26 protein-coding genes are annotated in these 24,719 nt (G+C 74.5%); 14 read left to right on the plus strand and 12 right to left on the minus strand.

Annotated features, from left to right (window positions below):
• Positions 1 to 10: 10 nt before the first annotated feature.
• The gene (locus ACRYMN_RS04505) at positions 11 to 1,495 is read right to left on the minus strand and encodes an MFS transporter (protein ID WP_432492409.1); all 1,485 of its coding nucleotides are present in this window, start codon (positions 1,493 to 1,495) and stop codon (positions 11 to 13) included.
• A gap of 181 nt (positions 1,496 to 1,676) precedes the next feature.
• Here ACRYMN_RS04505 and ACRYMN_RS04510 point away from each other — a divergent pair, with 181 nt between their 5' ends.
• A complete protein-coding gene (locus ACRYMN_RS04510; protein ID WP_432492545.1) occupies positions 1,677 to 2,336 on the plus strand; it encodes a TetR/AcrR family transcriptional regulator in 660 nt (219 codons plus the stop codon).
• Positions 2,337 to 2,433: 97 nt separating this feature from the next.
• Here the strand turns inward: ACRYMN_RS04510 and ACRYMN_RS04515 are convergent, their stop codons facing one another.
• Complete coding sequence (locus ACRYMN_RS04515) at positions 2,434 to 4,479, minus strand: alkaline phosphatase (RefSeq protein ID WP_432492411.1); 2,046 nt, start codon at positions 4,477 to 4,479, stop codon at positions 2,434 to 2,436.
• Positions 4,480 to 4,646: 167 nt separating this feature from the next.
• Between ACRYMN_RS04515 and ACRYMN_RS04520 the strand changes: the two genes are divergently transcribed.
• The gene (locus ACRYMN_RS04520) at positions 4,647 to 5,729 is read left to right on the plus strand and encodes an alanine racemase (RefSeq protein WP_432492413.1); all 1,083 of its coding nucleotides are present in this window, start codon (positions 4,647 to 4,649) and stop codon (positions 5,727 to 5,729) included.
• Position 5,730: 1 nt separating this feature from the next.
• On the opposite strand, the gene ACRYMN_RS04525 is transcribed toward ACRYMN_RS04520, so the two are convergent.
• Positions 5,731 to 6,273, minus strand: coding sequence for an SRPBCC domain-containing protein (locus ACRYMN_RS04525; RefSeq protein ID WP_432492415.1), 543 nt, complete (start codon positions 6,271 to 6,273; stop codon positions 5,731 to 5,733).
• A gap of 147 nt (positions 6,274 to 6,420) precedes the next feature.
• Here ACRYMN_RS04525 and ACRYMN_RS04530 point away from each other — a divergent pair, with 147 nt between their 5' ends.
• Complete coding sequence (locus tag ACRYMN_RS04530) at positions 6,421 to 8,016, plus strand: methyl-accepting chemotaxis protein (RefSeq protein WP_432492417.1); 1,596 nt, start codon at positions 6,421 to 6,423, stop codon at positions 8,014 to 8,016.
• On the opposite strand, the gene ACRYMN_RS04535 is transcribed toward ACRYMN_RS04530, so the two are convergent.
• Both ACRYMN_RS04535 and ACRYMN_RS04540 read right to left on the minus strand, forming a co-directional pair.
• On the minus strand, positions 7,997 to 8,122 hold the full coding sequence (locus ACRYMN_RS04535) for a hypothetical protein (RefSeq protein WP_432492419.1): 126 nt from the start codon (positions 8,120 to 8,122) through the stop codon (positions 7,997 to 7,999). The genes ACRYMN_RS04530 and ACRYMN_RS04535 overlap by 20 nt on opposite strands.
• A 104-nt stretch (positions 8,123 to 8,226) precedes the next feature.
• Complete coding sequence (locus tag ACRYMN_RS04540) at positions 8,227 to 9,861, minus strand: CYTH and CHAD domain-containing protein (RefSeq protein WP_432492421.1); 1,635 nt, start codon at positions 9,859 to 9,861, stop codon at positions 8,227 to 8,229.
• Between the two features lie 126 nt (positions 9,862 to 9,987).
• On the opposite strand from ACRYMN_RS04540, the gene ACRYMN_RS04545 reads away from it, so the two are divergent.
• Positions 9,988 to 10,854 carry a haloalkane dehalogenase gene (locus ACRYMN_RS04545; RefSeq protein WP_432492423.1) on the plus strand — a complete coding sequence of 289 codons (867 nt, stop codon included), beginning with the start codon at positions 9,988 to 9,990 and terminating at the stop codon, positions 10,852 to 10,854.
• Positions 10,855 to 10,861: 7 nt separating this feature from the next.
• Here the strand turns inward: ACRYMN_RS04545 and ACRYMN_RS04550 are convergent, their stop codons facing one another.
• The 5 genes from ACRYMN_RS04550 to ACRYMN_RS04570 form a co-directional block, all read right to left on the minus strand.
• A complete protein-coding gene (locus ACRYMN_RS04550; protein ID WP_432492425.1) occupies positions 10,862 to 11,653 on the minus strand; it encodes a helix-turn-helix domain-containing protein in 792 nt (263 codons plus the stop codon).
• A 184-nt stretch (positions 11,654 to 11,837) separates the two neighbouring features.
• Complete coding sequence (locus tag ACRYMN_RS04555) at positions 11,838 to 12,677, minus strand: SDR family NAD(P)-dependent oxidoreductase (RefSeq protein WP_432492427.1); 840 nt, start codon at positions 12,675 to 12,677, stop codon at positions 11,838 to 11,840.
• A gap of 122 nt (positions 12,678 to 12,799) precedes the next feature.
• Positions 12,800 to 13,537, minus strand: coding sequence for a hypothetical protein (locus ACRYMN_RS04560; RefSeq protein ID WP_432492429.1), 738 nt, complete (start codon positions 13,535 to 13,537; stop codon positions 12,800 to 12,802).
• 57 nt (positions 13,538 to 13,594) lie between these two features.
• Positions 13,595 to 14,044, minus strand: coding sequence for a GNAT family N-acetyltransferase (locus ACRYMN_RS04565; RefSeq protein WP_432492431.1), 450 nt, complete (start codon positions 14,042 to 14,044; stop codon positions 13,595 to 13,597).
• Positions 14,045 to 14,128: 84 nt separating this feature from the next.
• Entirely contained in the window at positions 14,129 to 14,797 is a 669-nt protein-coding gene (locus tag ACRYMN_RS04570) for a GAP family protein (RefSeq protein ID WP_432492433.1), read from the minus strand.
• A gap of 56 nt (positions 14,798 to 14,853) precedes the next feature.
• Between ACRYMN_RS04570 and ACRYMN_RS04575 the strand changes: the two genes are divergently transcribed.
• The 7 genes from ACRYMN_RS04575 to ACRYMN_RS04605 all read left to right on the plus strand — a co-directional run bounded on the left by ACRYMN_RS04575 (position 14,854) and on the right by ACRYMN_RS04605 (position 19,784).
• A complete protein-coding gene (locus tag ACRYMN_RS04575; RefSeq protein WP_432492435.1) occupies positions 14,854 to 15,462 on the plus strand; it encodes a TetR/AcrR family transcriptional regulator in 609 nt (202 codons plus the stop codon).
• A gap of 243 nt (positions 15,463 to 15,705) precedes the next feature.
• Positions 15,706 to 16,050 carry a hypothetical protein gene (locus ACRYMN_RS04580; RefSeq protein WP_432492437.1) on the plus strand — a complete coding sequence of 115 codons (345 nt, stop codon included), beginning with the start codon at positions 15,706 to 15,708 and terminating at the stop codon, positions 16,048 to 16,050.
• Between the two features lie 211 nt (positions 16,051 to 16,261).
• On the plus strand, positions 16,262 to 16,666 hold the full coding sequence (locus tag ACRYMN_RS04585; protein WP_432492439.1) for a hypothetical protein: 405 nt from the start codon (positions 16,262 to 16,264) through the stop codon (positions 16,664 to 16,666).
• A 167-nt stretch (positions 16,667 to 16,833) separates the two neighbouring features.
• On the plus strand, positions 16,834 to 16,959 hold the full coding sequence (locus tag ACRYMN_RS04590) for a hypothetical protein (protein WP_432492441.1): 126 nt from the start codon (positions 16,834 to 16,836) through the stop codon (positions 16,957 to 16,959).
• A 629-nt stretch (positions 16,960 to 17,588) separates the two neighbouring features.
• Positions 17,589 to 19,016, plus strand: coding sequence for an excalibur calcium-binding domain-containing protein (locus tag ACRYMN_RS04595; protein ID WP_432492443.1), 1,428 nt, complete (start codon positions 17,589 to 17,591; stop codon positions 19,014 to 19,016).
• Positions 19,017 to 19,241: 225 nt separating this feature from the next.
• Positions 19,242 to 19,376 (plus strand): hypothetical protein, encoded by a 135-nt coding sequence (locus ACRYMN_RS04600; protein ID WP_432492445.1) that lies wholly within the window; start codon positions 19,242 to 19,244, stop codon positions 19,374 to 19,376.
• Positions 19,377 to 19,448: 72 nt separating this feature from the next.
• Complete coding sequence (locus ACRYMN_RS04605; RefSeq protein ID WP_432492447.1) at positions 19,449 to 19,784, plus strand: hypothetical protein; 336 nt, start codon at positions 19,449 to 19,451, stop codon at positions 19,782 to 19,784.
• 120 nt (positions 19,785 to 19,904) lie between these two features.
• Here the strand turns inward: ACRYMN_RS04605 and ACRYMN_RS04610 are convergent, their stop codons facing one another.
• Positions 19,905 to 20,921, minus strand: a complete 1,017-nt coding sequence (locus ACRYMN_RS04610) for an aminoglycoside phosphotransferase family protein (RefSeq protein WP_432492449.1) — start codon at positions 20,919 to 20,921, stop codon at positions 19,905 to 19,907.
• Positions 20,922 to 21,360: 439 nt separating this feature from the next.
• Between ACRYMN_RS04610 and ACRYMN_RS04615 the strand changes: the two genes are divergently transcribed.
• From ACRYMN_RS04615 to ACRYMN_RS04625, 3 genes are all read left to right on the plus strand, one after another.
• Complete coding sequence (locus tag ACRYMN_RS04615) at positions 21,361 to 21,975, plus strand: DUF7002 family protein (RefSeq protein ID WP_432492451.1); 615 nt, start codon at positions 21,361 to 21,363, stop codon at positions 21,973 to 21,975.
• 770 nt (positions 21,976 to 22,745) lie between these two features.
• Complete coding sequence (locus tag ACRYMN_RS04620; protein ID WP_432492453.1) at positions 22,746 to 23,195, plus strand: hypothetical protein; 450 nt, start codon at positions 22,746 to 22,748, stop codon at positions 23,193 to 23,195.
• A gap of 275 nt (positions 23,196 to 23,470) precedes the next feature.
• The gene (locus ACRYMN_RS04625) at positions 23,471 to 23,602 is read left to right on the plus strand and encodes a hypothetical protein (protein WP_432492455.1); all 132 of its coding nucleotides are present in this window, start codon (positions 23,471 to 23,473) and stop codon (positions 23,600 to 23,602) included.
• Positions 23,603 to 23,803: 201 nt separating this feature from the next.
• On the opposite strand, the gene ACRYMN_RS04630 is transcribed toward ACRYMN_RS04625, so the two are convergent.
• Positions 23,804 to 24,685, minus strand: coding sequence for an NAD-dependent epimerase/dehydratase family protein (locus tag ACRYMN_RS04630; protein ID WP_432492457.1), 882 nt, complete (start codon positions 24,683 to 24,685; stop codon positions 23,804 to 23,806).
• Between the last annotated feature and the right edge of the window lie 34 nt (positions 24,686 to 24,719).

The raw sequence follows: 24,719 nt of genomic DNA on the forward strand, positions 1-24,719 counted from the left end.
CGGGGCCGGTTCACGCCGTGGTGCGGCCGGTCCCCGACGGTGCGGGCTCCTCGGTGGTGCGGGAGCCGGTGAGGGACAGCGAGCCGGCTGTCGCGATCACCCCCACCAGGACGGCGAGGACCAGGTAGGTGATCCTTTCGCCCGCGAAGTAGGACCGTACGAGGTCGGCGCTCCACGCACCCGCCGGCAGGGTCCTGGTGACCAGGGCCGCGACGAGGGTGCCCACGACGGCCGTGCCGAGGCTGGTGCCGATCTCCTGGGCGGTGTCGTTCAGGGCGGCGCCGGTGGAGGTCCGGTTCGCGGGCACGGCCTGGACGAGGGCGACGGCGCAGGTCGTCACGATCGTCCGCAGCCCGACCGTGAGCACGACCACCGCGGCGGCGATCGCGGCGTAGCCGTGCTCCACCGCCCAGGCCGCGCCGAGCAGCGAGCCCACCAGGAGCGCGGTGCCGACGAGGCAGGCCCTGCGGTGGCCCAGGCGGGCGGTGAGCCGCTCGGCGAGCGGGGTCGCCGCGACCATCGTGACGATCAGGGGCAGGTTCGCGAGGCCGGCGCGCACCGGGCTCCAGCCGTACGCGTACTGGAAGTGCAGGGTCAGCCCGAACAGGACGCCGGCCAGCGCGACCGAGGCCCCCAGCTGCGTGGTGGCCGCGCCCCGTGCGGGTCCGGCGCGGAAGAGCGCGAGGTCGACCACGGGCGAGGCCGTGCGGCGCTCGCGCCGGACGAAGCCGCCGACGGCGGCGACGGTGCCGGCGGCGCAGGCGAGCGTGAGGGGTGCGAGCCAGCCGTGCTCGACGCCGCTGGTGAGGGTGAGGCAGCCGAGCCCGACCGCGGCGACGGTGAGGACCGTGCCGGGCAGGTCGAGCGGTTCGGCGGTCAGGTCCGCGGGCCGGTCGGCCGGCACGCCGGCGCGGACGCCGATCCAGGCGACGAGCGCGACGGGTGCATTGAGGACGAGCAGCCACTGCCAGTCGGCGCGGCTCAGGACCGTCCCGCCCAGCAGGGGGCCCAGGACGAGCCCGGACATGCCGACGACCACCACCACCGTGATCGAGCGTGCCCGCAGCCGCTCGTCGTCGAAGAGCCGGAAGATCAACGACATCGTGACGGGCGCCATCGCCGCTGCGGCGCACCCGAGCGCCGCGCGCAGGGTGATGAGCTGACCGGTGCCGGTGACGAGGACGACGGACAGGCTGATCACGCCGAAGGCCGCGAGGCCGGTCAGCAGGACGCGGCGGCGGCCGAAGCGGTCGGCGGCCGAACCGGCGGCCAGCAGCAGTCCGCCGAAGGTGAGGGAGTAGGCGCCCGTCACCCACTGCAGCCCCGTCGTCCCGCTGTGGAGCGATCGGCCGATCGTGGGCAGCGCGACCTGGAGCAGGGTGTTGTCGACCATCTCGACGAAGAAGGCCAGGCAGAGCGCGGTCAGCGGGACCGCCGCGGCGCGCAGGGAGGCGTACGTCGGGGGAGCGGCGGGCGTGGTCGTCGGTGCGGTCATCGGGCACCTCTCATCGAACAGCGTATGATTATCGAACGCTGTACGTTTATCGGACAGCGTTCGAGACCATAGAACGGCGTTCGGTAAGGTGCAAGGCGTGTCTGCGGATCGATCGACGGCGACCGGGCGCCCCGGCGCGCCGCCAGCACGCCCCCGGGGCCGCCGGCGGGCGTCGCACTCGCTGGACGCGGTGCTGGGCGAGGCCATCGCCATCCTCGACGAGGCCGGAGAACCGGCGCTGACCTTCCGGGCCCTCGCCGCCCGGCTCGGCGGCGGCGTGGCGAGCATCTACTGGTACGTCAGCAGCCGCGACGAGCTGCTCGAGCGGGCGACCGAGGAGGTGATGGGCCGCGTCCTGGCCGACAGCGAGCCGCTCACCCGCGGGCCGGACCCGGTGGACAACGTGCGCGCCCTCGCCCTCGCCCTGTTCGACGAGTTCGTCCGCCGGCCGTGGTTCGGGTTGTTCATGCTCCGCGACCGCGGGATGCGGCCCAACTCGATGGCCATGTTCGACCGGGTGGGCCAGCAGCTCATGGAGCTCGAGCTGACGCCCCGGCAACGCTTCCACGCGGTGTCGTCGATCATCAGCTACGTCATCGGGGTGGCCGTCGACCTCGCGCAGCCGCCGCCGCGGGAGTTCCTGGAGAGCGGGATGGACCGCGGGGAGTTCCTGGCGACGTACGCCGACCGCTGGCGGGCCCTCGACCCGGACGAGCACCCCTTCGCGCACCAGGTCGCCGACGAGATGGCCGCGCACGACGACCTCGACGTGTTCCGCTCCGGGCTCGACCTGCTGCTGGCCGGGCTGCGCCTGCAGGCCGGTCTGGGCCCGGCACCGTGACCGCGCGGCGTGGGCGCCGGTGCCCGCCGGGCGCTGGGGCGCGCACGGCGGCGGCGGTCCGTTCCTGCGACCGCCGCCGCCGCCCGCGCCGGCCGGGTCAGGAGACCGGCTGGACCTCCTGCGCGCCCTCGGCCGTCACGGTCGCCTCCGCGGTCAGGCCCGCGCTGCGCAGCCGGTAGGTGGGGATGCGCAGCCCGAGGCTGTCGCAGATCGCGTGGAACACCTCGGTGTTGTCCAGCACCGTGCCGAAGCGCGAGGCGCCGGGCCCGGAGGCGGCGATGCTGACGTCCTCGACGGTGTGCACGCAGTTCGTCTGGTCCAGCGGCAGGTTGCCGATCTGGAGGACCGCGCCCGGGTCGCGCTCGGGGTTGGGCACGGCCAGCTCGGTGACCGGGTCCTCCAGCGCCGGCTGGGCCAGCACGGGGTTGTGCGCGAAGTCGTCCTGGTGGTCCGGGTGGTTGGACCAGCCGAAGAACAGCTGCACGTCGGGGTTGGGGTCGTCGGGGAAGCCGTCGCCGTTGGAGTCGACGTAGGTGGGGAACCCGGCGTCGGCGTACACGCCGTTGGCCTGGCGGGCCGGCTCGCCGTCCTCGGCGTCCTCGGACAGGTCGTGGGTGCCGGCGATGCTCATGGCGTGGTTGTGGTCGGCGGTGATGACGATGAGGGTGTCGTCGCGGCCCTCCGCCCACTCCTTGACCGCGCCGAGGGCCTGGTCCAGCTCGATGGTGTCGTAGACGGCGCGCGGGCCGTCCGCCGGGTGCTCCATCTTGTCGATGGAGGCGCCCTCGACCATGAGGAAGAAGCCCTCGTCCTTCTGCTCCAGCACCTTCAGCGCCGCCCGCGTCATCTCCACCAGGCCGGGCTGGTCGGTGAACTCGCCGAGCACCTCGGGGTTCGGGGTGATCTCGCGGTCGATGTAGACGTTGAGGTTGCCCAGGGCGAACGTGCCCAGGAGCTTCTCCGGGGTCCCGGCGGCCAGGACGTCGTTCAGCTCGGCGCGGGTGCCGGCGTAGGCGAAGCCCTCGTCCCGGAACTCCTGGACCAGGTCGCGGTCGTCGGTGCGGCGCGAGCCGGTCTGCGACTGCGGCAGCAGGGTGGCGCGCCCCCCGCCCAGCAGGACGTCGGGCATCTGCTCCGGCTGCAGGGCCTGGTCCATGATGTTCACGTACTCCGAGCGGCGGCGGGTGTGCGCGAACACCGCGGCCGGGGTGGCGTCCTGGATCTCCGCGGTCGTCACGATGCCGATGGCCATGCCCCGCGAGCGCTTGAGCACCTCGGCCATCGTCTCGACCTTCGGGCTGCGCGAGGGGTCGGGGTCGTTGCCCGGGTAGACGCCCATGGCGTTGACGGCCGTCTTGTGGCCGGTCATGTAGGCGGACATGGAGTTCGCCGAGTCGGTGGCGATGGCGTCCGAGCCGGAGGTGGTGACGTTGCCGCGCACCTCCATGCGGTCCATCTCCAGGAAGCCGTTGTACTTGCCCTCCACGATGCCCTTGGACAGGATGCGCGCGCCGGTGATGGCCGCGGCGCCCATGCCGTCGCCGAGGAGGAAGATGACGTTCTTGGCCTTCCTGCCGCCGGCCTTCGCCACGACGACCTCGTGGCGCACCTCGGCGCTGCCGGAGCCGGTGTCGGAGGTGACCTCCGCGGAGACGGTGAAGGTGCCCGCCTCGGGGTAGACCAGGCCCTCGTAGGTGACCTCGACGGAGTCCTCCGCGGAGCTCGAGCGCAGCGGCGCCGGGCTCAGCAGCGCGGCGGGGCCGTCCTCGGAGGAGAGCCGGATGACGATGCGGGTGCTCTCCGGGTCCACCCCGGTGGCCTCGATGCGCAGGTCGAACGTGGCGCCGACCTGGAACTTCGCGCGGTCCAGCGGGAGGATCCGCACCACGGAGGTGCCCGGCTGCGCGGCGGTGCGCGCGGCGCGGCGCACGACACCGGCGAAGGCGTGGGGGTCCTTGGGGTTCAGGCCCGCGGCGCTGACCGGGGCGGCTGCGGCGCTCTGCGCCCCGCGCAGCCCGTGGCCGAAGACGATGGCGGTGGCCAGCCCGCCGGCGCCGGTGCCGAGCAGGCCGCGACGGGTGAAGAACCCGTTCCGGCCGGTCTCGTTCTGATCTTCGTCGTTCTGAGAACGCTTCTCGGACAAGGGGTTCGACCTCTCACGTGGTCCGCGGCCGCGGTCGCGGACAGCCCGTCGGTGCGGGCTCAACGTCCCAGCGGGTGCCGAACCCCGCCCCAACCGCGGGTGGACGCGCGGTCAACAGCACCCGGCGCGCAGCCGTCCGCGGGCGCCGCGCGTGCGAGGATCCGCCCGTGGAGCCGTGGCACCCGCCGCAGGGCGTGGAGACGCCGTGCCTGCTCGTGGACCTCGACGTGCTCGAGCGCAACGTGGCCGCCGCGGCCGGTGCCGCCCGGGCGGCGGGCCTGGCGCTGCGCCCGCACGCCAAGACGCACAAGTGCCCCCCGATCGCGGCGCGCCAGCTCGCCGCGGGCGCGGCGGGGCTCACCGTGGCCACGGTGGCCGAGGCCGAGGTCTTCGCCGCCGCGGGCGCCGACGACCTGTTCCTGGCCTACCCGGTGTGGGCCTCGCCGGCGCGGGGCCGGCGGCTGCGCGCGCTGGCCGAGCGGGTGGCGCTGCGGGTGGGCGTGGACTCCGCCGAGGGCGCCGGCGCGCTGGCCGCCGCGCTGGCCGGCACGAGCGCGCAGGTCCTCGTGGAGGTCGACAGCGGTCACCACCGCACCGGCGTGCACCCGGCGCGGGCCGGGGCGGTGGCGCTGGCCGCCGCCCGCGTCGGCCTGGACGTGGCGGGCGTCTTCACCTTCCCCGGCCACGGCTACGGCCCCGGGCGCCGCGCGGCGGCCGCCGCGCAGGAGGCCGCGGCGCTGCTGGCCGCGGCCCGGGAGATGGAGCGCGCCGGCCTGCCGGTGCGGGTGCGCAGCGGCGGCTCCACGCCGACCCTGGCCGACGCCGACCCCGGCGCGCTCACCGAGGTGCGCCCCGGCGTCTACGTCTTCAACGACGCGCAGCAGGTGGAGCTGGGCACCTGCTCGTGGGCGGACGTGGCGCTGAGCGCGGCGGCGACGGTGGTCAGCCGCACCGGCCCGCGCGTCGTGCTCGACGCCGGCAGCAAGGTGCTCGGCGCGGACCGGCCCGGGTGGGCCAGCGGGTTCGGGCGCCTGCCGGACGGGCCGGACGCGCGGGTCACGGCCCTGTCCGAGCACCACGCCACCGTCGAGCTGCCCGGGGGCGCGCCGGTGCCCGCCGTCGGCGAGGTGGTGCGCGTGGTGCCCGACCACGTGTGCGCCGCGGTCAACCTCGCCGACGAGCTCGTGGTGGTCTGCGGCGGTGCGGTGGTGGAGCGCTGGCCCGTGGCGGCGCGCGGGGCGAACACCTGAGTCAGGGGGTGCGCAGCGCCCCGGCGTAGGCGGCGCGCAGGTGCTGCCGGCGCGCGTTCGAGGTCGCGCCCCAGTCCAGCCAGTCCACCGCCCCGCCGTCCAGCGCGCGCTCCAGGGCCTCCAGGTGCAGGTGCCAGGCGGCCAGCGACATCGGCACCCAGTCGTCCTCGCCCTCCAGCTCCACCGTCAGCCGCAGCCGGGTGCGCGCGCGCAGGGCGCCGGCGTCCAGCGGTTCGAGCTCCCAGCGCAGCAGGCCGTGCTCGGAGTTGGTGTGCTCCAGCAGCCGCGGCGGGTCCAGCGCGGTGACCCGCCCGGGCCACCACTCCAGCTCCGCCGGGTCGCCGTTGAGCCACATCAGGGAGAACTCCCCGCCCGGGCGCAGGTCGGCGCGCAGCGCCGCCCACCAGCGGCGCGTCACCTCCGGCAGCGTCAGCGCCGTCCACAGCGCCGCCACCGGGTGCGGGTACTCGCGCCGCAGGGTCAGCGTCGCGCGCTCACCGCCGTGCAGGACGGCTCCGCCGAGCAGTTCCGGGTCCTCGCTCACCGCCCCATCCTCGCCCCTGCCGGCCCGTGCGGCGCCCGCGCCCGGTCCCCGTCCCGGGCGTGCGCCCGGTCGCGGGCGCGGGCACGGTCGCCGACCGGTGGCCCCGCGGGCCTCAACCCCGGGGCCGCGTCAGCCGATGGGAGCAACGTGCTCACTCGACTGCGCGACCTGAAGGTCGCCTCCAAGCTCTTCGCCGGTTTCGGCGTCGTCTGCCTGCTGCTGGCCGTGGTGGTCGGCGTCGGCATCAGCCGCCTGCACAGCTCGCAGGCCAACCTGACGCTCCTGTCCTCCTCCGGCGTGGGGTCCGTGGAGGCCATGGGCGAGGTGCGCGCCTCGTTCCTGCAGGTGCGCATGGACGTCACCAACGCCGCGCTGGCCACCACCCCCGAGGGCGTCAGCGAGAGCCTGGCCGCCATGGCCACCACCGACGAGGTGCTCGACGAGGCCTGGCAGCGCTACCTGGGCACCAACCCGGGCTCGGCCGCCGAGGACCGCACCCACTTCGAGGAGGCGCTGGCGCAGTACCGCGCCGACCGCGAGCAGCTCGTCGACCTGGCCGAGGCCCGCGACGTGGACGGCTACATCGCCTACCGCACCAGCACGATCGCCCCGGTCGCCAAGGACATCATGGCGACCGTGACCACCATGGCCGAGGCCGAGAAGGCCGCGGCCGGTGACATCGCCGAGGCCGGCGCGAAGGACTCCAGCCGCGCCGTGGTGCTGCTGCTGGTCATCGGTGCTCTGGCGGTGGCGGTGGCGATCACGGTGGCCGTGGTCGTGGCCCGCTCCATCGCGCGTCCGTTGGCCAAGACGCTGAGCGTGGTGCAGGGCCTGGCCGGCGGGCGGCTGGATCAGCGGGTGGGCTACTCCGCCAAGGACGAGGTCGGGGCGCTGGCCGGTGCGGTGGACGCCACGATGGACACCTTGACCACCACGATGCGCCGCATCGCGGCCTCCTCGCGCTCGCTGGCCTCCTCCTCCGAGGAGCTCAGTGCGGTGGCCACGCAGCTGTCCAGCGGTGCGGTGCAGTCCGCCTCGCAGTCGCAGGTGGTCTCCGCCGCGACCGAGGAGATCTCCGCCTCGATCGGCACGGTGGCCGCCGCCGGGGACGAGATGAGCTCGGCGATCCGGGAGATCGCCACCTCCACCGCGGAGGCTTCCGGGGTGGCCGCGGCCGCGGTCTCCTCCGCCTCGGAGGCCTCCACGATCCTGGAGCGCCTGTCGGCCTCCTCCCGCGAGATCGGTGAGGTCGTCAAGCTGATCACCTCCATCGCCGAGCAGACGAACCTGCTGGCGCTGAACGCGACCATCGAGGCCGCCCGGGCCGGGGAGCTGGGCAAGGGCTTCGCGGTGGTGGCCGGTGAGGTCAAGGAGCTGGCGCAGCAGACCGCGCGGGCCACGGAGTCGATCATCACGCGCGTGAACGCCACGCAGGCCGATGCGGGGGCGGCGGCCAGCGCGATCGGGGGCATCACGGAGGTCATCTCGCGCATCGATGCGCTGCAGGCGACGATCGCGGCGGCGGTGGAGGAGCAGTCGGCGACCACCTCGGAGATGGTGCGCAACGTCAGCGAGGTCTCCACCGGCAGCCAGGAGATCGCGGTGAACATCTCCGGCATCGCCTCCGCGGCGGAGCACACCACGGCGGGGGCGAACCAGACCGCGGCGACGGCCGGGGAGGTCTCGGCGGCGGCGGCGGAGCTGAACCAGCTGGTGGGCTCCTTCACCCTGCCGCGCGGCTGACCCTTCCTCGAGCGAGCACCTGCACGACCCGCACGACCTGCACGACCTGCACGACCTGCACGACCTGCACGACCTGCACGACCTGCACGACCTGCACGACCTGCACGACCTGCACGATCGCGGCGCCCCGCCGGCCCTGACGGGCCGGCGGGGCGTTCGGCGTCGGTGGGCACCTGGCGCCGGCGCGCACCCCCGCCGGCGGCCGGGGCGTCAGCGCGTCCAGCGGTGCAGGTGCTTGCGGCCGGCGGCGCGCCAGGCGGCGTCGAAGGCGTGCTGGGAACGGGCGGTGCCGGCTTCCTCCAGGGCGTGCAGGCGTCCGTAGGCGAAGGCGGCCGCCGTGCTGGAGGAGTTCAGCGCGAGCTCCTGCAGGCGCTGGCGCACCAGCACGGAGTCCTGGTGCTCGCCGAGGGCCTCCTGCACCGCCTCCATCGCCCGGGCGAAGTCGGCGGCGTCGGCGCCGAAGACGACCTGCACGCTCTCACCGGCGTAGCGGGCGGCCTTGGCCGCCTTGCGCGCGTCGTGCAGCAGCTCCTCGCGCTCGGCCTCGACGGTGCTGGCCCGGGCGCGGTCGACCAGCTCGCCCACGGCGGTCCAGCTGCGCCGCACCAGCCGCGGCAGCACCTTCCCGGCCGGGCGGGCAGCGCCCGGGGTCAGCGGCGGCCGCTCCACCAGCGCCTCGAGGCCGGACAGCAGGGCCAGGTAGCGCGGCCCGTCCAGCTCCTGCAGGAGCTGCTGGTGGGCGCTGCGGTAGGTGGCCTCCAGGGCGGTGTCCATGTCGGCACCCACCCCGTGCGGGAGCTGATCGGCCTGGGCCTGCACGGCGGCCCGCACGCGCTCGCGCATGACCTCCGCATCGCGGGCCGCACCCAGCTGCGCGGCCAGCCACTTCAGCTCCGCGCGCAGCGGGCGGGCCACCTCCGGGTCGAGGAGCGGCTTGAACGTGGTCAGCGCGCTGCGCAGGCGCCGGGTGGCGACCCGCATCTTGTGCACGGCGTCGGGGGCGTCCAGGCGCACGGGCAGGTCCTGGGCGCGGACCTGCTCCACCTGCTCGCGCAGGTGGGTCAGCACGACGTCACCGGCCGGGCTCTTGCGCGTCAGGCGCCCCTGCCGCTGCGTCCCGCCGCGTCCCGCGGGCGCGGCGTCCCTGCCGCTCGACCCCTCGGCGTCGTCGGCCCCGGTGCCGCCGGCGTCGAGCTCGAGCACGTGCGCCAGCTTCGAGGGGCCCTCGGCGCGGCGCAGCCCGTGCCGGCGCAGCCCGTCGACCAGCGCGTCCAGGACCGCGTGCTCGCCGTCGACCAGCTCCACCTCGATCTCGCGCCAGGCCGCCACCGGGGTGCCGGTCCCCTGCGCGGCACCCCCGGTGCGCAGCAGCCGCTGAGCCTCGACGCGGTCGTCGGCCAGCTCGGCCAGGACCTGCCCGCTGGCGTCGAGCAGCCGGTGCACGTCGCGCCGGGTGCGGGTGGTGGCCACGGGGACCAGGTCGGCCCCGCCGGTGCGGGCGCGCACCGTGGTGCGCAGCGCCTGCGGCACCGTGCGGGTGGCCCGGCCCAGCGGCAGGCGCACCTCCGAGCGGGCCCCCTTCGCGGTGGGCACCTTCAGGTGCCAGCCGGCGTCCTCGCCACCGGTGCGCCGGCGCAGGGTGAGCCCGGCGCCGGCCAGCCGCAGGTCGGCGGTGTCGTAGTAGGTGGCCGTCAGCTCCTGGTGCACCGCTGCCGCCTCGGAGACCGGTGCGGGCGCGTCGAGCTCGGTGAGGGCCGTCTCGGCGAGCAGCTCGCGCAGCGCCGGGACCTCGAACGAGTCGTCGGCCACCAGCGTGACCTCGACCTCTTGGTGAACGGAAGGCATCGTCCAGTAGTACACCGGGTTACCGAGGACTTCACCTCCAGCTCCGCGCCCGGCCGCACGCGCAGCCGGCCGGGCGGATCGGGCGGTTTCCCCTCGGCGAGCGCCCGGTGGGGGCAGGCTGCGCACGTGGAGCCGGCTCACGTCGAGGTCTTCGGCCACCGCATGGCCTACCGCGAGGCGGGCGCGGGTCGCCCCGTCGTCTTCCTGCACGGCAACCCCACGTCGTCCCTGCTGTGGGTCGACGTCGTGGCGGAGCTGCGCGACGCCCACCGCTGCGTCGCCGTGGACCTGATGGGCATGGGCGCCTCGGACAAGCTGCCGGGGACGGGCGACGAGCGCTACCGGCTGACCGAGCACGCGCGCTTCCTCGACGAGGCGCTGCGGCGCCTGGGGCTGGAGCGCGACGTGGTGCTCGTCGGCCACGACTGGGGCGCGGTCCTCGCCGTCGACTGGGCCAGGCGGCACCCGGGCGCCGCGCGGGGCATCGCCTACGCCGAAGCCGGTGTCGTCCCGCTGTCCTGGGTCGGGGGCACCGGTCCCGACCGCGACCTCTTCGGGGCGCTGCGCTCGCCGGAGGGCGAGCGGATGGTCCTGACCGAGAACGTCTTCATCGAGCAGGTGCTGCAGGCGGGGACCGTGCGCGAGCTGCTCCCGCACGAGCTGGAGGCCTACCGCCGGCCGTTCACGGACCCCGGTGAGGGTCGTCGGGCGATGCTGACCTGGGCGCGCCAGATCCCCGTCGACGGCCTGCCGCGCGAGAGCCACGACGTCGTCGCCGCAGGAGCGGCGTACATGGCCGGCAGCGTCGTGCCCAAGCTGCTGGTGCGCGGCGAGCCCGGGGCGGTCATCACCGGCCGGGTGCTCGAGCAGTGCCGGACGTGGCCGGCGCAGCAGGAGGTGACGGTGCCCGGTACGCACTTCCTGCCGCACGACTCCTCGGCGCGGATCGCGACGGCCCTGCGAGCGTGGCTGGCCTCCCTGCCCGTCCGCTGAGGAGCGCTCACGGAACCGGCCCCGGGCGTGCTGGTGGGTGTGCTGGTGGGTGTGCTGGTGGGTGTGCTGGTGGTGTGCCGGGAGCATCGCCGCGCGGGCTGGTGCCCACCGCCGCGCGGTGCAGGCGGCGCAGCTGGCGCGCCTCCAACCCCACCCGCTCAGCCACCGCCGCCACCGTGGCTCCCCGGGCGTCGAGCAGGCGCCGCACGTGCTCGCCGCGCACGTCGCGCACGTAGCGGTGCGGTGTCACCCCCGTGGTGCGGGCGAAGGTCCGCAGGAAGTGGAACGGGCTCAGGTGCACCGAGGCGGCCAGCTCACCCAGCGGGTGCGCGGCGAACGGGTCGGCGTGCACCCGTTCGGCCACCACGCGCACCCGGGCGCGCTCGACGTGGGCGCGCTCACCCTCGCGGCCACCGGCGTGCACCACCGCCACGTGCGCCAGCAGCGCCGTGACCAGTTCCTCGGCGCCCTCCGCGCCGGCGGTCCCGGCCAGCAGGGCACGGCGCACCCGCACCGCCGCCGCCCAGACGACCGGGTCGGCGCCGGGCTGGCGGAAGCGCTCGAAGCGCGACCAGTCCACGCCGTGCTCGGCGCCGGCGCGCGCCAGCGCCGTCGCGGTCGGCACGACCTCCACGGCCTCGCTCCACGCGCTGGTGCGCAGCCAGCTCAACGGCACCGCGCCGTTCAGGCCGACCGTTCCCGCGGCGTGCTGCAGCGTGCGCGGGCGCTCACCGTGGTGGGCGATCACCGCGGCGCCTTCAGCGGTGAAGGCGACGCCGATGGCGTACGGGGCGCTCACGCTGGTGCAGGCGCCCGGCTCGTGCGGTGGCAGCAGCGTGTGCTCCAGCGACGCGAGCGGGGAGCGCAGGACGTGGACGCCGGCACCGCGCCGGGCAGCGGGGACCCCGGGGGCGCCGGTCGCGGCAGGCGGCCGGGACCGCCCGGTGCTCAGGTGCCCGGTGCTCATCCGCGCGCCGCCGCGCTCAGTCCAGGTCGGTGGAGCGGGACGTGCTCGCCCACGCCCGCAGCTCCGCGCCCAGCTGCTCCAGGCGCGCGGCGATGCCGTCGTGGGCGTCGGGTCCCAGCACCAGCCGCAGCGGGGCCCGCGGCCCGGTCACCGCGCGGTGGATCGCAGCCGCGGCCTTGGCCGGATCCCCGCGCTGGGTGCCGGCGCCGGTGCGCACGTACTCGCGGGTGGGTCCGACCGTGGCCTCGTACGCGGGCGTCGGGGGCGAGACGAGCGCGGAACTGGCCTCGAAGAGCCCGGTGCGGAACGCACCCGGCTCGACGATCACGAAGCGCACGCCCGGTACCTCCTGCGCCAGCGTCTCGGTCAGGCCCTCCAAGGCGAACTTGGTGGCGCAGTACACCCCGAACCCGGGCGCGGTGACCTGCCCGCCCATCGAGGAGATCTGCACCACCGTCCCACCACCCTGGCGGCGGAAGTGCGGCAGGGCGGCGCGGGTCAGCGCCGCCGGGGCGAGCACGTGCAGCTCGAAGAGGTGCCGGAACTCCTCCTCGCTCGTCTCCTCCAGCGCACCGACCTGGGTGCGGCCGGCGTTGTTGACCAGCACGTCCAACCTCCCGCGCTCGGCCACCACCTCGGCGACGACCTGCTCGGCCACCGCGAAGGAGGCGGCGGTGAGCACGTCGAGCTGCAGCGGGGAGAACCGCCCGGGGTGGGCCCGGGCCAGCGGCTCCAGGCGCTGCGCCGAGCGGGAGGTGCCCACCACGACGTCACCGCCGGCGAGCGCCGCGCGGGCCAGGTGCGCGCCGAGACCGGAACTCGCTCCGGTGATCAGCCAGGTGCGTGCCGGTGCCACGAGATCAGGCTAGGCCCGTGCAGCGGCGCGGCGGGAGGGCGGGAATTGCGCACCGGGCAGAGCGGTGCTCCTGCGGGGCACCACGACCGGGCGCGTCGATCCGCGCTGGAGCGGGGGTCGCGTCAGGGGTGGGACGGCTGCTGCTGGGTCGGGTCGGCGCGGACCACGTCCAGGTCGGGAACCTGCAGCAGCGCGTCGACGGCCGCCCGGGGCGCGCCGATGCCGGCGTAGTGCGGGTCGACGTCGCGGGTCAGGCACCAGGCGTGGTCGGCCGGCCAGACGAACGCCGGCACGGGAGCGCTTTCGAAAGGGCGCAGCGGCAGGGCCGGCCCCCAGTCGCCGAGGTCGTCGACCGTGCCCTCGAAGAGGTGGTGGTCGCGGTGGGGCAGTCGCACCAGGGCTGCCCGCACACCTGCTCCGGGTCGGTGCGCCGGGGACTGCTCCCGGCGCGGCTGCACCCCCGGCTCCACCACCCCGGAAGGGTGCTGGGCTCGCAGCGCGGCGACGTCGGGGTGCCGCCAGTCGCCACCTCCGCGCGGGTTCGCCCGCTCGTCGTCGTCCTGGTCGAAGGCGGTGATGCCCCAGCCGTCCCACAGCAGGAAGCAGCAGCGCTCGGGCGTGGTGGTGAAGGCGGTCAGGACGTGCAGCACCCGGCGCATCTGCTCGGTCTCGGACGTGTGCACGACGGCCTCGGGTGCGTCGTCCTCGCTCTGACCGGGGTGGGTGGGGTCGGGCAGGAAGCGCAGCCGGGCGTAGGCCGGCAGGCCCGCCGGGCCCATGGTGACCAGCCGGTCCCACGGCTGGGGGTCCTGAAGGATCCAGCCGGCCGCGGAGGTGTCGTCGCACGGCGTCACGCTCATGGAGCCATGCTCGTCGACCCGGTGCGCCGGCGGCACGACGGTGGAGCACGGGCACGATCACGTGGCTCCGTCGATGGTCATCTTGAAGCCCACGTGGGAACCGGTGAAGCCGAGCCGCTCGTAGAAGCGGTGAGCATCGAGACGGGCTCGGTCGGAGGTCAGCTGCACCAGGGAGGCGCCCACCGCCGGTGCCGCGGTGCCGGTGACCCAGCCCATCATCGCCGTGCCGATGCCTCCGGAGCGGTGGGCGCTGCTCACGCGCACCGCCTCGACGAGCAGGCGGGCGCTGCCGCCTCGGGTCAGGCCGGGGATGCGGGTCAGCTGGAAGGTGCCCACGAGCTCACCGGAGGCGGCGACGGCCACGACGACCTCGTTGGAGGGGTCGTCGGCGATGTCCCTCAGGGCGCGGTGGGAGGCCCCTGCGTCGGCTCCTCCAGCGCGGTCACCGCGGGCGGCGCTACGTCCACCGGCCGGTGCGGCTGCTGGTGCACGGCGATGATCGCCCATCGCCTCCGGCCCGCACCAGCCCTCCGGGTCGCCGTGCCGTTCGGGTCGTCGTGCCGTTCGGGTCTCGCAGCATCCAGGGAGCGCTCACAGGGTCAGCGCCAGCGCCGCGACGACGGCTGCGAGCAGGAGCAGGCCGAGCGCTGCGGGCACGGAGCGGGGTTGGAGGCGCTCGCCGCCGAGACGCTCGTAGACCCCTCGCAGGCGCGAGGTGGTGCGCCGGCGCCAGATCAGACCGACGGCCAGCAGCAGCAGGCACGGCAGGCAGTAGACGAGGGCGTAGAGGGCCAGGACGACCAGGCCGGTGCCGGTGGGCACCGCGGCGGCGTTGAGGCGCTCGATGGCGATGAGGTACGGGAAGGCGTTGGGCAGGTCGGCGCCGGTGACGAGCACTCCCAGCGGGGCCGCGGTCCACGGCCCGAACCAGGCGGGCAGGACCACGGCGCGGCGGGTGCGGGTCTTCAACCGGCGCACGGCGCTGATCAGCAGGACGAGGGCGGCCAGCAGCAGGGCGCCGCGCCGCACCCAGGTGGCCGCCCCGGCCACGGCCTCGCCGAGCGTGGCGCTGCCGAGGAGGAGCCCGGACCCGACGGCCAGGACGACGAGGTAGGCGCCGGCGACGTAGGCCAGCGCGGTGGGCCCGCGCCGGTGCAGCGGGGCGAGCAGGATCAGCGTGACCCCGGCGACGGTGGCGGGGTTCAGGGAGTCCAGGGCGGCGAGCCCGGCGATCGCCCACAGCAGGCCAGCGGTCAGCACGGGGACGACGATAACTCACATGAGACGTTCGCGTCTCACGCGAGTACGATGGCGTCATGGTCGCCGCCCCGTACGGACGCTCCTCGCCCGATCCCACCGTCGAGGTCTTCGGTGACGCCGTGGCCGCTGCGGCGGCTCGCCACCTGGCCCTGGCGCCGGCGGCCTCGATGCAGGAGCTGGCGGCGGCGGCCGGGGTCAGCCGCGCCACGTTGTTCCGGCGCTTCCCCTCGCGCGCCGCGCTGGTGGCGCAGCTGTGCCGAGCGGCGGCCGAGGCGTTCGTGCGGGCCGTGGAGGCGTCGGTCCCCGAGGAGGGACCCGCGCCCGAGGCGCTGGACCGGGTGCTCGAGGGCCTGGGCCGTCTGGCCGCGGTGGTGGGCCTGCTGGGTCTGCAACCCCTGCATGAGCACGTGGAGATCGAGCTGCTGGCGCGGACCGCGGCGACGGAGGAGAGGCTGCGCCGGCTGGTGCGCCGCGGTCAGGAGGATGGGCACTTCCGCGTCGAGGTGGACCCGGAGTGGGTGCTGACCATGCTGACGTGGCTGCTGGTCGGCGCGGGCGACAGCGTGCGGCTGGGCCGCTTGACCGTCGACGCCGCACAGCGCCACCTGGTGACGACGATCGAGACGGTGCTGAACCGCGACGGAGCTGAACGGCGCGGGGCCTGACCCCGGCGTCTCCGGGCGCCCTGCACGCCGGTCCTCTCGCGCTGAGGCACCGGCACGAGGACGTGGTGGGCACGAGCACCTGGTCGTCGTCCGCTCCAGCCACCTCGGGACCGACCGCTCGTGAGACGGCGGCCGGTGGCTGAGCGAAGGCGTGGCGGTCGACACGAGCGCGCACCGGTCACAGGGGCGACGCCTCCGGAACGGGCTGGACGACCGCGCCGCTGGTCCAGCAGCGTGGCGGGTGTGTCCCTTGCCCTGTGCGTCATCGCCGAAGCCGCCACGGTCGCGGTGCGCCTGGCTCCGGGGCGGGGTGATCGCCGCCTGTTCCTCTCCTGCGCCACCCAGGTGCCGCTGGCCGCCGAGTTCGACTCCCTGAGCTTCTGGATGGCCGACGCTTACGCCGCGCGCCTGCAGCTGGCCGGGCTCGCGCCGGCGCTGGCCGCACCGACCTGGGACTGGCTCAGCGGCATCGACCCCGAACTGCTGGGCCGGCAGGTGGTCTCCACCACGTTGGAGCAGGTGCCCGCCGGGCGGGTGTTCCTCAAACCGGCGCTGCTGAAGCTGGTGCACGCACCAGCCGGCGTGTAGGAGGTGGAGGACTTCCGCCGCGCGGCGCTGGTTTGCCCTGGCTCCCGTCGTCGCTGAGCCGGAGGCCCAGCCGGCGGGGCACGAGCCTCTCGGCTGATCGTGCGAGTGCGTGGTGTCACGACCGTACTGCGATCGGGTGATCCGTCGTGCGTCGCGCTGTCCCGGGGTGCGTGCGGGCTGGCACGCGGAAAGATGCGATGGCGTGTCCGCGATGTCGACGCGCCGAGCCGGCGTCTGCAAGGACGGCCTGGACGTGCGCGCCCCGCGATGGGTGCGCGTCTACATCTGCTGCTTCGCCGTGCTCTGGCTGAGCCTGCTGGCCTCCTTCGCGGTGCGCGGGCTGCGCGGAGGTGATGCCGGGGCGCTGGTCACCGCGCCGATGGCGGCGGTGGGCGTTTTCTTCTTCGCCCGCTTCTTCCGGCTGCGCGCCTGCACCGAGGGCGATGAGCTGATCGTGCGCAACACGATGCGCACCCGGCGCATCCGGCGCACGGACATCGAGGACGTCCGCACCGGCACACCCCGAGGTGGGCCGTTGAGCATCGGAGAGGCGGTACTGGTCCTCGTGCGCGACGGCTCGATGCTCAGCGTGGAGGCCACGATGCGCACCGGCTAGACCGCCACGGGACGCCGGCAGCTGGCTCAGAGCCGTGAGCGGCTGCTGGCGTGGACGCGCGCCGGTCACTGACTCTGCTCGCTGCGAGGGGTTGCTCCATCCACTGACCACTGCTCGCTCCATGTGCTCGTTCCCCGCGCGCCCTGCGCTGCAGGGCCCACCCGGCGGTGGACCATCGCTCGAACGCGCCGCCGCTGGGCGAGGCGGCGCCGTCGGACACCCTGCGCCGCGCCGCGCCGCCGATGACCACCCATGGCAGAGCACGTAGAGGAGTCGAGGAGCTGGCCGGCTGACTTACCGGCTGGCTGGCGAGTTCGTGCCAGCTGGTGCACGTTGCCGGCTCGGGCGAACGAAGAGGGAGCGGCAGTGCCGGACGGGTTCGGCCAGTGGTTGGTGTGGCCGATCGGCCTTCCGCTGGTGCTGCTCAGCTGCTGGGGTCCTACCCAGCCGGCGGGAGGCGGACGAGCAAGCCGACGCTGAAGAGGGCACCGAGCTCGTCGTCCGCGCCGCCAGGCCGCTGCAGCAGGGGCGGGAACTCGCAGCCGACGGCGGCGCCGCTCGGCGAGTGCTCGGCGATTGCTCAGGGGTGGTCCCGAAACCCTCGCGCCAGGCCGCGACGTGGTACTGCTCGTCCGGGCTGGCGGGGCACGGATGGCGTCGCCGGCATGAGGAACCTTCCAGCACCGCGGGGGCGCGAGCTGCAGGTGGCAGGGGGCGAGCTGGGGGCACTGGAAGACGGTGAGTCAGCAGCCAGACACGCACGCCCGCTCGCTGAGCACGCCGAGGAGGATCGTCCCCGCGCAGGACAGGGCCGAGTTGCCGGGCTGGGGTGTGTGAGCCGTCCACCTGGCAGTGGCACTGCTGGACGGGCAGGATCACCGGACGCCGCTCGCGTGAGCCGGTGCCGGGAAGGGGGACGCACGTGCGCACCAGAGGTCCGCTGAAGCTTGCGCAGTGCTCGCTGCTGCTGTCCGTGCTGCTGGTCTGCGCGTTGGTGTCCTCACTGCTGAACTCCACGGTGGTGCCCGCTCCTGCGACGGCTGCGCCTTACCCGGGACCGGCCGGCGCGCGTGAGGTGCGCGGTGAGATCGAGCGGGCCTGGCAGCGCGTCGGCGGTGCACGTGGGGTGCTGGGCGCCCCGCTGAGCGAGGAGCTGGGCACTCCCGATGCGCGCGGGCGCTCCACCCACTTCCAGGGCGGCTCGATCTACTGGACGCCGGCCACCGGCGCGCACGAGGTCCACGGCGCCATCGCGCAGCACTGGAGCGCGCTGGGCTGGGAGCGCTCGGTGCTGGGCTACCCGATCAGCGATGAGCTGGCCGTCGGTGACGGGCTGGGACGCGTCAGCCACTTCGAGCACGGCTCGATCTACTGGAGCCCGGCCACCGGCGCGCACGAGGTGCACGGCGCGAACCGGCAGCGCTGGCTCGAGATGGGCGCGCAGCGCTCGCACCTGGGTTACCCCGTCGGCGACGAGGTGCGCATCGAAGCCGGCCAAGGCCGCTACGCGCAGGTCAGCCGGTTCCAGCACGGTGAGCTGGTGTGGTGGCCGGACACCTCTCCGGCGATGGTGCGCGGAGCCGTCTTCGAGGCGGTGCGCGCCTCCTCGTGGCCGCTGGTGCTGCCCTTCGGCGATGAGATGCCCACCGAGGACGGGGTGGGGCGCTGGCAGCCCTTCGTGGGCGGGTCGGTCTTCTGGCACCCGCGCACCGGCGCGCACGTGCTTCCCGGCCCCATCAGCTTCCAGCACGTCTCCAGCTCCGGGCTGGGCTACCCCGTGGCTGAGCACGTCGCGGTGCAGCGCTTCGCGGACACCTGGCTGGTGCAGCGCTTCGAGAACGGCTCGCGCTACGTGCGCGCGGACTCCGGCGGCATCCCCTACGTGGTCTGGGGGCAGATCCACTCGCGCTACCTGCAGCTGGGCGCCGAAGGCGGTGCGCTGGGCTGGCCGACGTCGGACGAGCTGCCCAGCTTCTGGGGCCCGATGAGCTCCGGGGGGCGGGAGAACTGGTTCGAGAACGGCACGATCTACTGGAGCGAGCAGCTGGGTGCGCACGCGGTCCTCGAGCCCTTCGAGTCCTGGAGCGGTCCCAGCGCACCTACGCGCGGTCTGCCCGTGGGCGAGCAGCACGTCAGCGCTGACAGCACCTGGCAGGTCTTCGAGACGGTCACGCTGGTGCGCAGCGTGCGCGATGGGCGCATCCGTGAGAGCACCGGCGTCCACCACGACTGCACCGCGCTGTGGGATGCCGTCGAGGCACCGCTGCGCCGCGGCGCGCACGGGTACTCACCGGCCCTGGACGCCGACGGCGACGGCGTGGCGTGCCCGGTCGACCCCCGCCACGGTTGAGCTGAGCGACCGCGTCAAGCAGGGGCTGTGGCCCTCGCCGACGTCCTCGCTCGCTGCGCGACGGCGGGTCATCGGCCATGACTACCGCGGCTCGTCGCCGCTTCGAGCGTGACGGCACTGTGCGCACAGCTGGCTCACCTCACGCCCACCTTGCGCCTACCTTGCGCCAACACCGGACTCGTAGCCGGCGCGCACGGTGCGCCCACCTCTACGGAAGGCAGGCACGTGTCCAAGGATGAGCCTCCGATCAACCGCCTGGCCCGGTGGCTCGGGCTGGGGACGTCGGCCGGCAAAGTGTTCATCGTCGTGATCGGCGCGCTGGCCATCGCGGCCGTGGTGGTGCTTCGGCTGAGCACCTGAGCCACCCGAGCCGCCTGGACACCGCAGCGCAGCACACGCTCACCTGGCGCCCGCTTAGCGGGCGCCGCGCGGGTGGACTACTGCGCCGACGACGCCTGCCGGGACACCTGCGTGCGCTCCTTCAGCACCGATCCGGCGATCACCGGGGGTGGGGAGGTCAGCGATGCGTTCGTGTTCGACTTCCACATGGCCCGCACCCCCACCGCGCACCTGCGCCTGCACGACGAGGGCGGTCCGGTGGTGCGGGAGGTGAGCGTGCCGGTGGCGGCCGTGGCGGTCAGCTCTGACGTCAACGGACCGGGCTGCACCGATGAGGGGTACTGGGGGGCGGTGCGCGTGCAGCGCGACGGCACGTTGATCGACGTCACCGCCACCACGCCGCTGCCGGCCTCGCTGCAGCGACGCTGAGGCCGACTCGCACGGGCGTGCGCGCACGTGCACCGCCCGGCGGGTCCATCTCGGGAGCGAGCGTTCGTGCGTCGGTGGCTCCGCCGGCAGAGCCGTGACCACCTGCTGGCGTCGCAGCGCCTAGCGAGGGTCGGCGTGCTCGTCCTCGTGCTCCTCGAAGATCGCCTCCAGGGCGCGCCGAGCGGCGGTGGCCGCCTCGTGGTCTTCGTCGTCGTGCCGGTCGGCGGTGTGCGCGCACGTGGCCAGGCTCTTCCACAGCGCCCAGCCGCGCCCTCGCGCCCAGCCGGCCTCGTCGACGGCCAGCCGGTCGCGGAACGCGCGCCGGCCGGAGGTGTCCAGCAGCGTCCACGCTGCCGCCAGGTCGCAGGAGGGGTCTCCCACGCCGCAGGTGCCGAAGTCGATGACCGCGCCCAGGCGCCCGCCGCGCAGCAGCAGGTTGCCGGCGGCGACGTCGCCGTGGAACCAGCGCGGGACGCGGTCCCAGCGCGCGGCCAGCGCCGTGGCCCACACCCGGCGGGCCATGCCGAGGTCGACGTCGGTATCGGGGCGGCCCTCCAGCGCCTCGAGCGCCTGCTGGACCGTGGCGTCGTACGTGCGCAGCGTCGCGCCGCGGAACCAGTTGTGGGTGCCGGGTGCAGGCCCGTCCGTGGCGTCGATGCGCTGCAGGGCGAGCAGGAAGTCGGCCAGGTCGACGGCGAAGCGCACCGCATCGACACCGCCGCCCGCGGTACCACCCGTGCCGCCCCCTGTGGTGCCGCCGGTGGCCCCGGTGGTGAGGGTGGTGGCGGTCACCGGGTCGCCCTCGAGCCAGCGGTGGACGGACCAGGCGAAGGGGTAGCCGGCGCCGGGGGTGCCCGCGCCCAGCGGGGTGGGGATCGGCAGGGGCAGGTACGTGGCCAGCCGGGGCAGCCAGTGCTGCTCCTTGCCCACCGCCAGGGCGTACTCGGCGGCGGCGGGCAGGCGCACCGACATCTCCGCGCCCAGGTGGAAGGTGTGGTTGTCCCACCCGCCGTGGGCCACCGGGCGCACCGGCAGGTCGATCCAGTGGGGGAACTGCTCGGCGACGAGCCGGCGCACCAGGTCGGTGTCGACGTCGATGCGGGTGGGGACGGGGCCGAGGTCGTGGGCGGTGCTCACGCGCGTGGCGCCGAGGGCGCGGTCGTGGTCGTGGTTGGGCTCGTGCTGGTGCCCCGGCGCGCAGCCGGGTCCGCTCCCACGTCGTGGATCACGAGGAGCACGCTGGCAGACCAGGCTCGCCGTCGCAGCGCGGCATGAGCGGACACCACTCGGTGCTTCGGCGTCGCTGCAGCTGTTCCGCCTGCCCGGTGCCCAGACGGGCGACAGCGCTGTAGTTCGCCGCTGACTCTAGGGTCGTGCCGTGGACGTCTACTGACCGGCGCTGAGTGCCTGCAGCACGATCGCCTCCGCCGTCGTCGCGGTCTCGTTGAGCCTCCGCGCCGACCTGCGGTCACGCAGGCTCGAGCGCCGCGAGCGAGAGCTGGACTTGGAGCGGCGGCGAGGGGAGCGCGCAGGCCGAGCGCGTGAGGCCGCCCGCTACCACCGAGGAAGGAGTCACATGGACCGCGAGGCGTTCCTCGAGAAGCACCGGAGGCTCGTGCACCTTGCGCACGCGGACTCGTGGCCGAGCATCGAGCGGCACGGACTGCTCAGCACTCAGGAGATCGTCCGGCGCTGGGACCTGCCCGCCAGCCAGCACGACGCCATCCTCCGGCGCCGGAGGATCCGCTCCTTCACGCTCGAGCACCCCGAGCTGGGCCGCGCGGTCGTGCGCGACCAGCTCCCCATCTACGAGGCCGGCCTGCAGACCGCGCTCGCCGGCTCCGGCATGAGCGTGGGGCAGTGGCTCGAGCTGCTCAACAGCATGGTCTTCTTCTTCCCCTCCGCGGAGGCCGCCGCGAAGCTGCGCGCGGCGTACGCGAGCGAGCCCGCCGTCCTGATCACCGTCAACGCCCGCACCCTGCTGCGGGAGCACGAGTCCCGGCTGCGGCTTGCCACCTTCAACACCGGCTACACCCGGCGCCGACCCAAGCCGCGCGGCCCTGACTCGTTCATGCCGCTCCGTCGCTACGAACGCGCCCAGGGCGCCGTGCAGGAGGTGACCGTCCTGACAGGCGTGCCGGACCTCAGCTCCCACCTGGTCGAGGTCGAACACCTGCCCGCGCAGCGCTGAATGTCGCGCCGCTCCGTGCAGCACGAAGCTCTCAGTCCTTCCCGCGGGTCGGCCAGTGGGAGTCGACCCTCAGCCAGCCACGTGGGTTCGGCGGCGATGACTTCAAGGTTCATGTGAGCCGGGAGCTCGACGTCCAGCCACCCGACCCTGGTGGGATGACCGCGGCGTTCGACGGATCGGTCAGGAAGGCTGTCAGCTCCGCATTGCACGCAGCGGCATGCCGTGCAGCGTGCCAGCGCCGAATCAGGCACGGACACACACCTCGCGAGGAGTGCTCGCAGATCGGCATGTGCGCGACGCCGCCGGGTGACCACGACCACGCACAACGTGCGAGAGGCGTGAAGTCGGCATGACCGGGTCGGCCACCACGGGACGGTGCGTCTGTGGTGACCCGCCGACCCGCTCGTCCCCTGCATCGAGCCGCCCGCTGGAGCTTCGTCACCGTCTACGGCGTGGCGGCTGTGGTTGGCTGCGCGATCTTCATCGTTCGCGGTGTTCACGACGGCGGAGCCTCCTTCCACGTCCTGGCAGTCGTCGACGTCGTGGGCTGGCTCGGCCTGCTGGCGCTAGTCCTGTTGGTCGATGATCGTCGGCGTCGTGCTCGCCGAGCTTCGGATCAGGAGCAGTGGCCCAGTCCGACGCCCAGCCTCACGTCCGCATGGATCGCGGGGTGACCGTGGGGTCCTGCTCGGAGTCGGGTTGCGTGGACACCGGGTGTGCACCTGCGCGATCCGCTCCGTGCTGGTGGTCTCGCCTGCTGCACTGAGGTGGTGAAGAGGACTCCCGTCCTGATCGCCGTGGCGCTGAGCACCGTGGTGTTCCCCGCGTGCGGTGGCCCACCGGGCGACACCCTGGCGCCGGGGACCGCCACGGTCGATGCCTCCACCTCCCCGGAGGACGTGGTGCGCGGCTACCTGGGCGCGTTGCAGGAGCGTGATGAGTCCGCTGCGACCTCGCTGACCACACAGCCGTACTCCGGCCGCGACGGCTGGGCTGCAGACCCCCCGATCATCGAGGACGTCGAGGTTTCCGCCGCGGTGGCCCATTCGACGACGGGAACAGCGGCCGAGGGACACGCTCAGGCGGTGTTCGTGCCGGTGTCCTTCGAGCTGCGCGGCGGGGACGAGACCGTGCCGGACGGGCCGACGTCGTGGGGGTACGTCCTGGTGCGTGACAGCGAGTCCGAGGCGTGGCGCATCGCTGACGCCGGAAGCATCTGAGCACCGCCGCTGTGCCTGCTCGACGCCGGCTGCGGTGCGCTCACCACCGACTCAGCACGCCGTCGAACACGTCGAGTGTGAGCGGGAGGTCGACAAGCCTGTCGTGACGCCACGTGGTGACGGCCTGGCACCGCAGGAGCCACCGGTGGTGAGGCGGTGACCGCCCCTCAGGGTGGCTCGAGCGGCCGGCGGTGGCCCGTGGGCGAGCGCGGCGGTGGGCGCACGGGCACCGTGCGCAGACGTCGTTCGCGGTGGTGAGCCAGGAGGGGGCACCGGTGCACCCGTTCACGTCCATCAGGACCGGCCTGCACGAGCCGGGAGCCATCCCGCTGCTGATCGTCGTGGTCTCCCTGACCGTGCTCGTGTGCTCGATCGTCAAGCACGTGGTGCAGCGCGTGAAGCGGTGAGCCGCCGACAGCGCGAGCCGGTGGGGCCCCGCCAGACGCGGTGGGGGGCGGCGTGTGTGGGGGGTGCCGCCGTGGCTGGCCGTGGTGCTCCTCGCGGGCTCCAGCGCGGCGTTCGCGCTGGTGTGCAGCAGGCCGCGCCGCTGCGTCGGGTGCTCAGCGGGTGTCGGGCTCGTTCGGTGTCGGGCCCGGTCGGTGTCGGGCTCAGTCGGTGTAGTACCCGGCGGCGAGGTCCTCCAGCAGGCTCGGGCCCGTCGGCTGCCAGCCGGTGAGCCGGCGGGTGAGCGCGCTGGAGGCGGGCTGGTCGGTGCCGAGCAGGGCGCCGAAGACACCCAGCTGCTCGGGGTCGACGGCTGCCGGAGCCAGGCCCGTCTTCTCGGCGATGACCTCGGCCACCTCGCGCATCGGCACGCCCTGCTCGCCGACGGCGTGCAGCACGGAAGCGGCGGGGGCCCGCTCCAGGGCGAGGACGAGGAGGTGGGCGGCGTCGTCGAGGTGGACCGCGGGCCAGCGGTGGTGGCCGTCGCCGACGTAGGCGGCCGTGCCCAGTCGCCGGTCCAGGTCGACGAGCGTGGCGATCAGGCCGTTGCGGTCGCCGGCGCCGTGCACCGAGCGCGGCATGCGCACCAGGGCGGAGCGGATGCCCCGCTGTGAGAGCGCCAAGACCGCCTCGGCGGTGCGGGCCCGCGCGCCGGCGGGCCCGGCGGGGTCGAGCACGTCGTCCTCGGTGGCCAGGCGAGCGGGCAGGATCGGTGTGCCGGAGGCGGCGACGAAGGCCTTGCCGCTGCCGTGCAGGGCGGAGCCGACCTTGGCGATGAGGGTGACCTCGTTCTCGACCGTCTGCTCGAACCGGGTGAAGTCGAGGGTGAAGGCCAGGTGCACGACGGCGTCGGCCCGCTGGGCCTGCTCGACGATGAGGTCGTGCTCGCTCATGTCGCCGCGCACGACCTCGGCGCCCAGCGCCTCGATCGTGCGGGCGGAGGTGGCGGAGCGGGCCAGGCCGGTGACCTGGTGCCCGGCCGCGAGGAGCCGGGCGGTCGTGGCGGTGCCGATCCAGCCGGAGGCGCCGGTGGTGAAGACGCGCACGGTGCGTCCTTTCAGGAGGTGGTGCACGAGGTCG

This window comes from Kineococcus gypseus, from assembly GCF_050871305.1.
GTDB classification, from domain to species: domain Bacteria; phylum Actinomycetota; class Actinomycetes; order Actinomycetales; family Kineococcaceae; genus Kineococcus; species Kineococcus gypseus.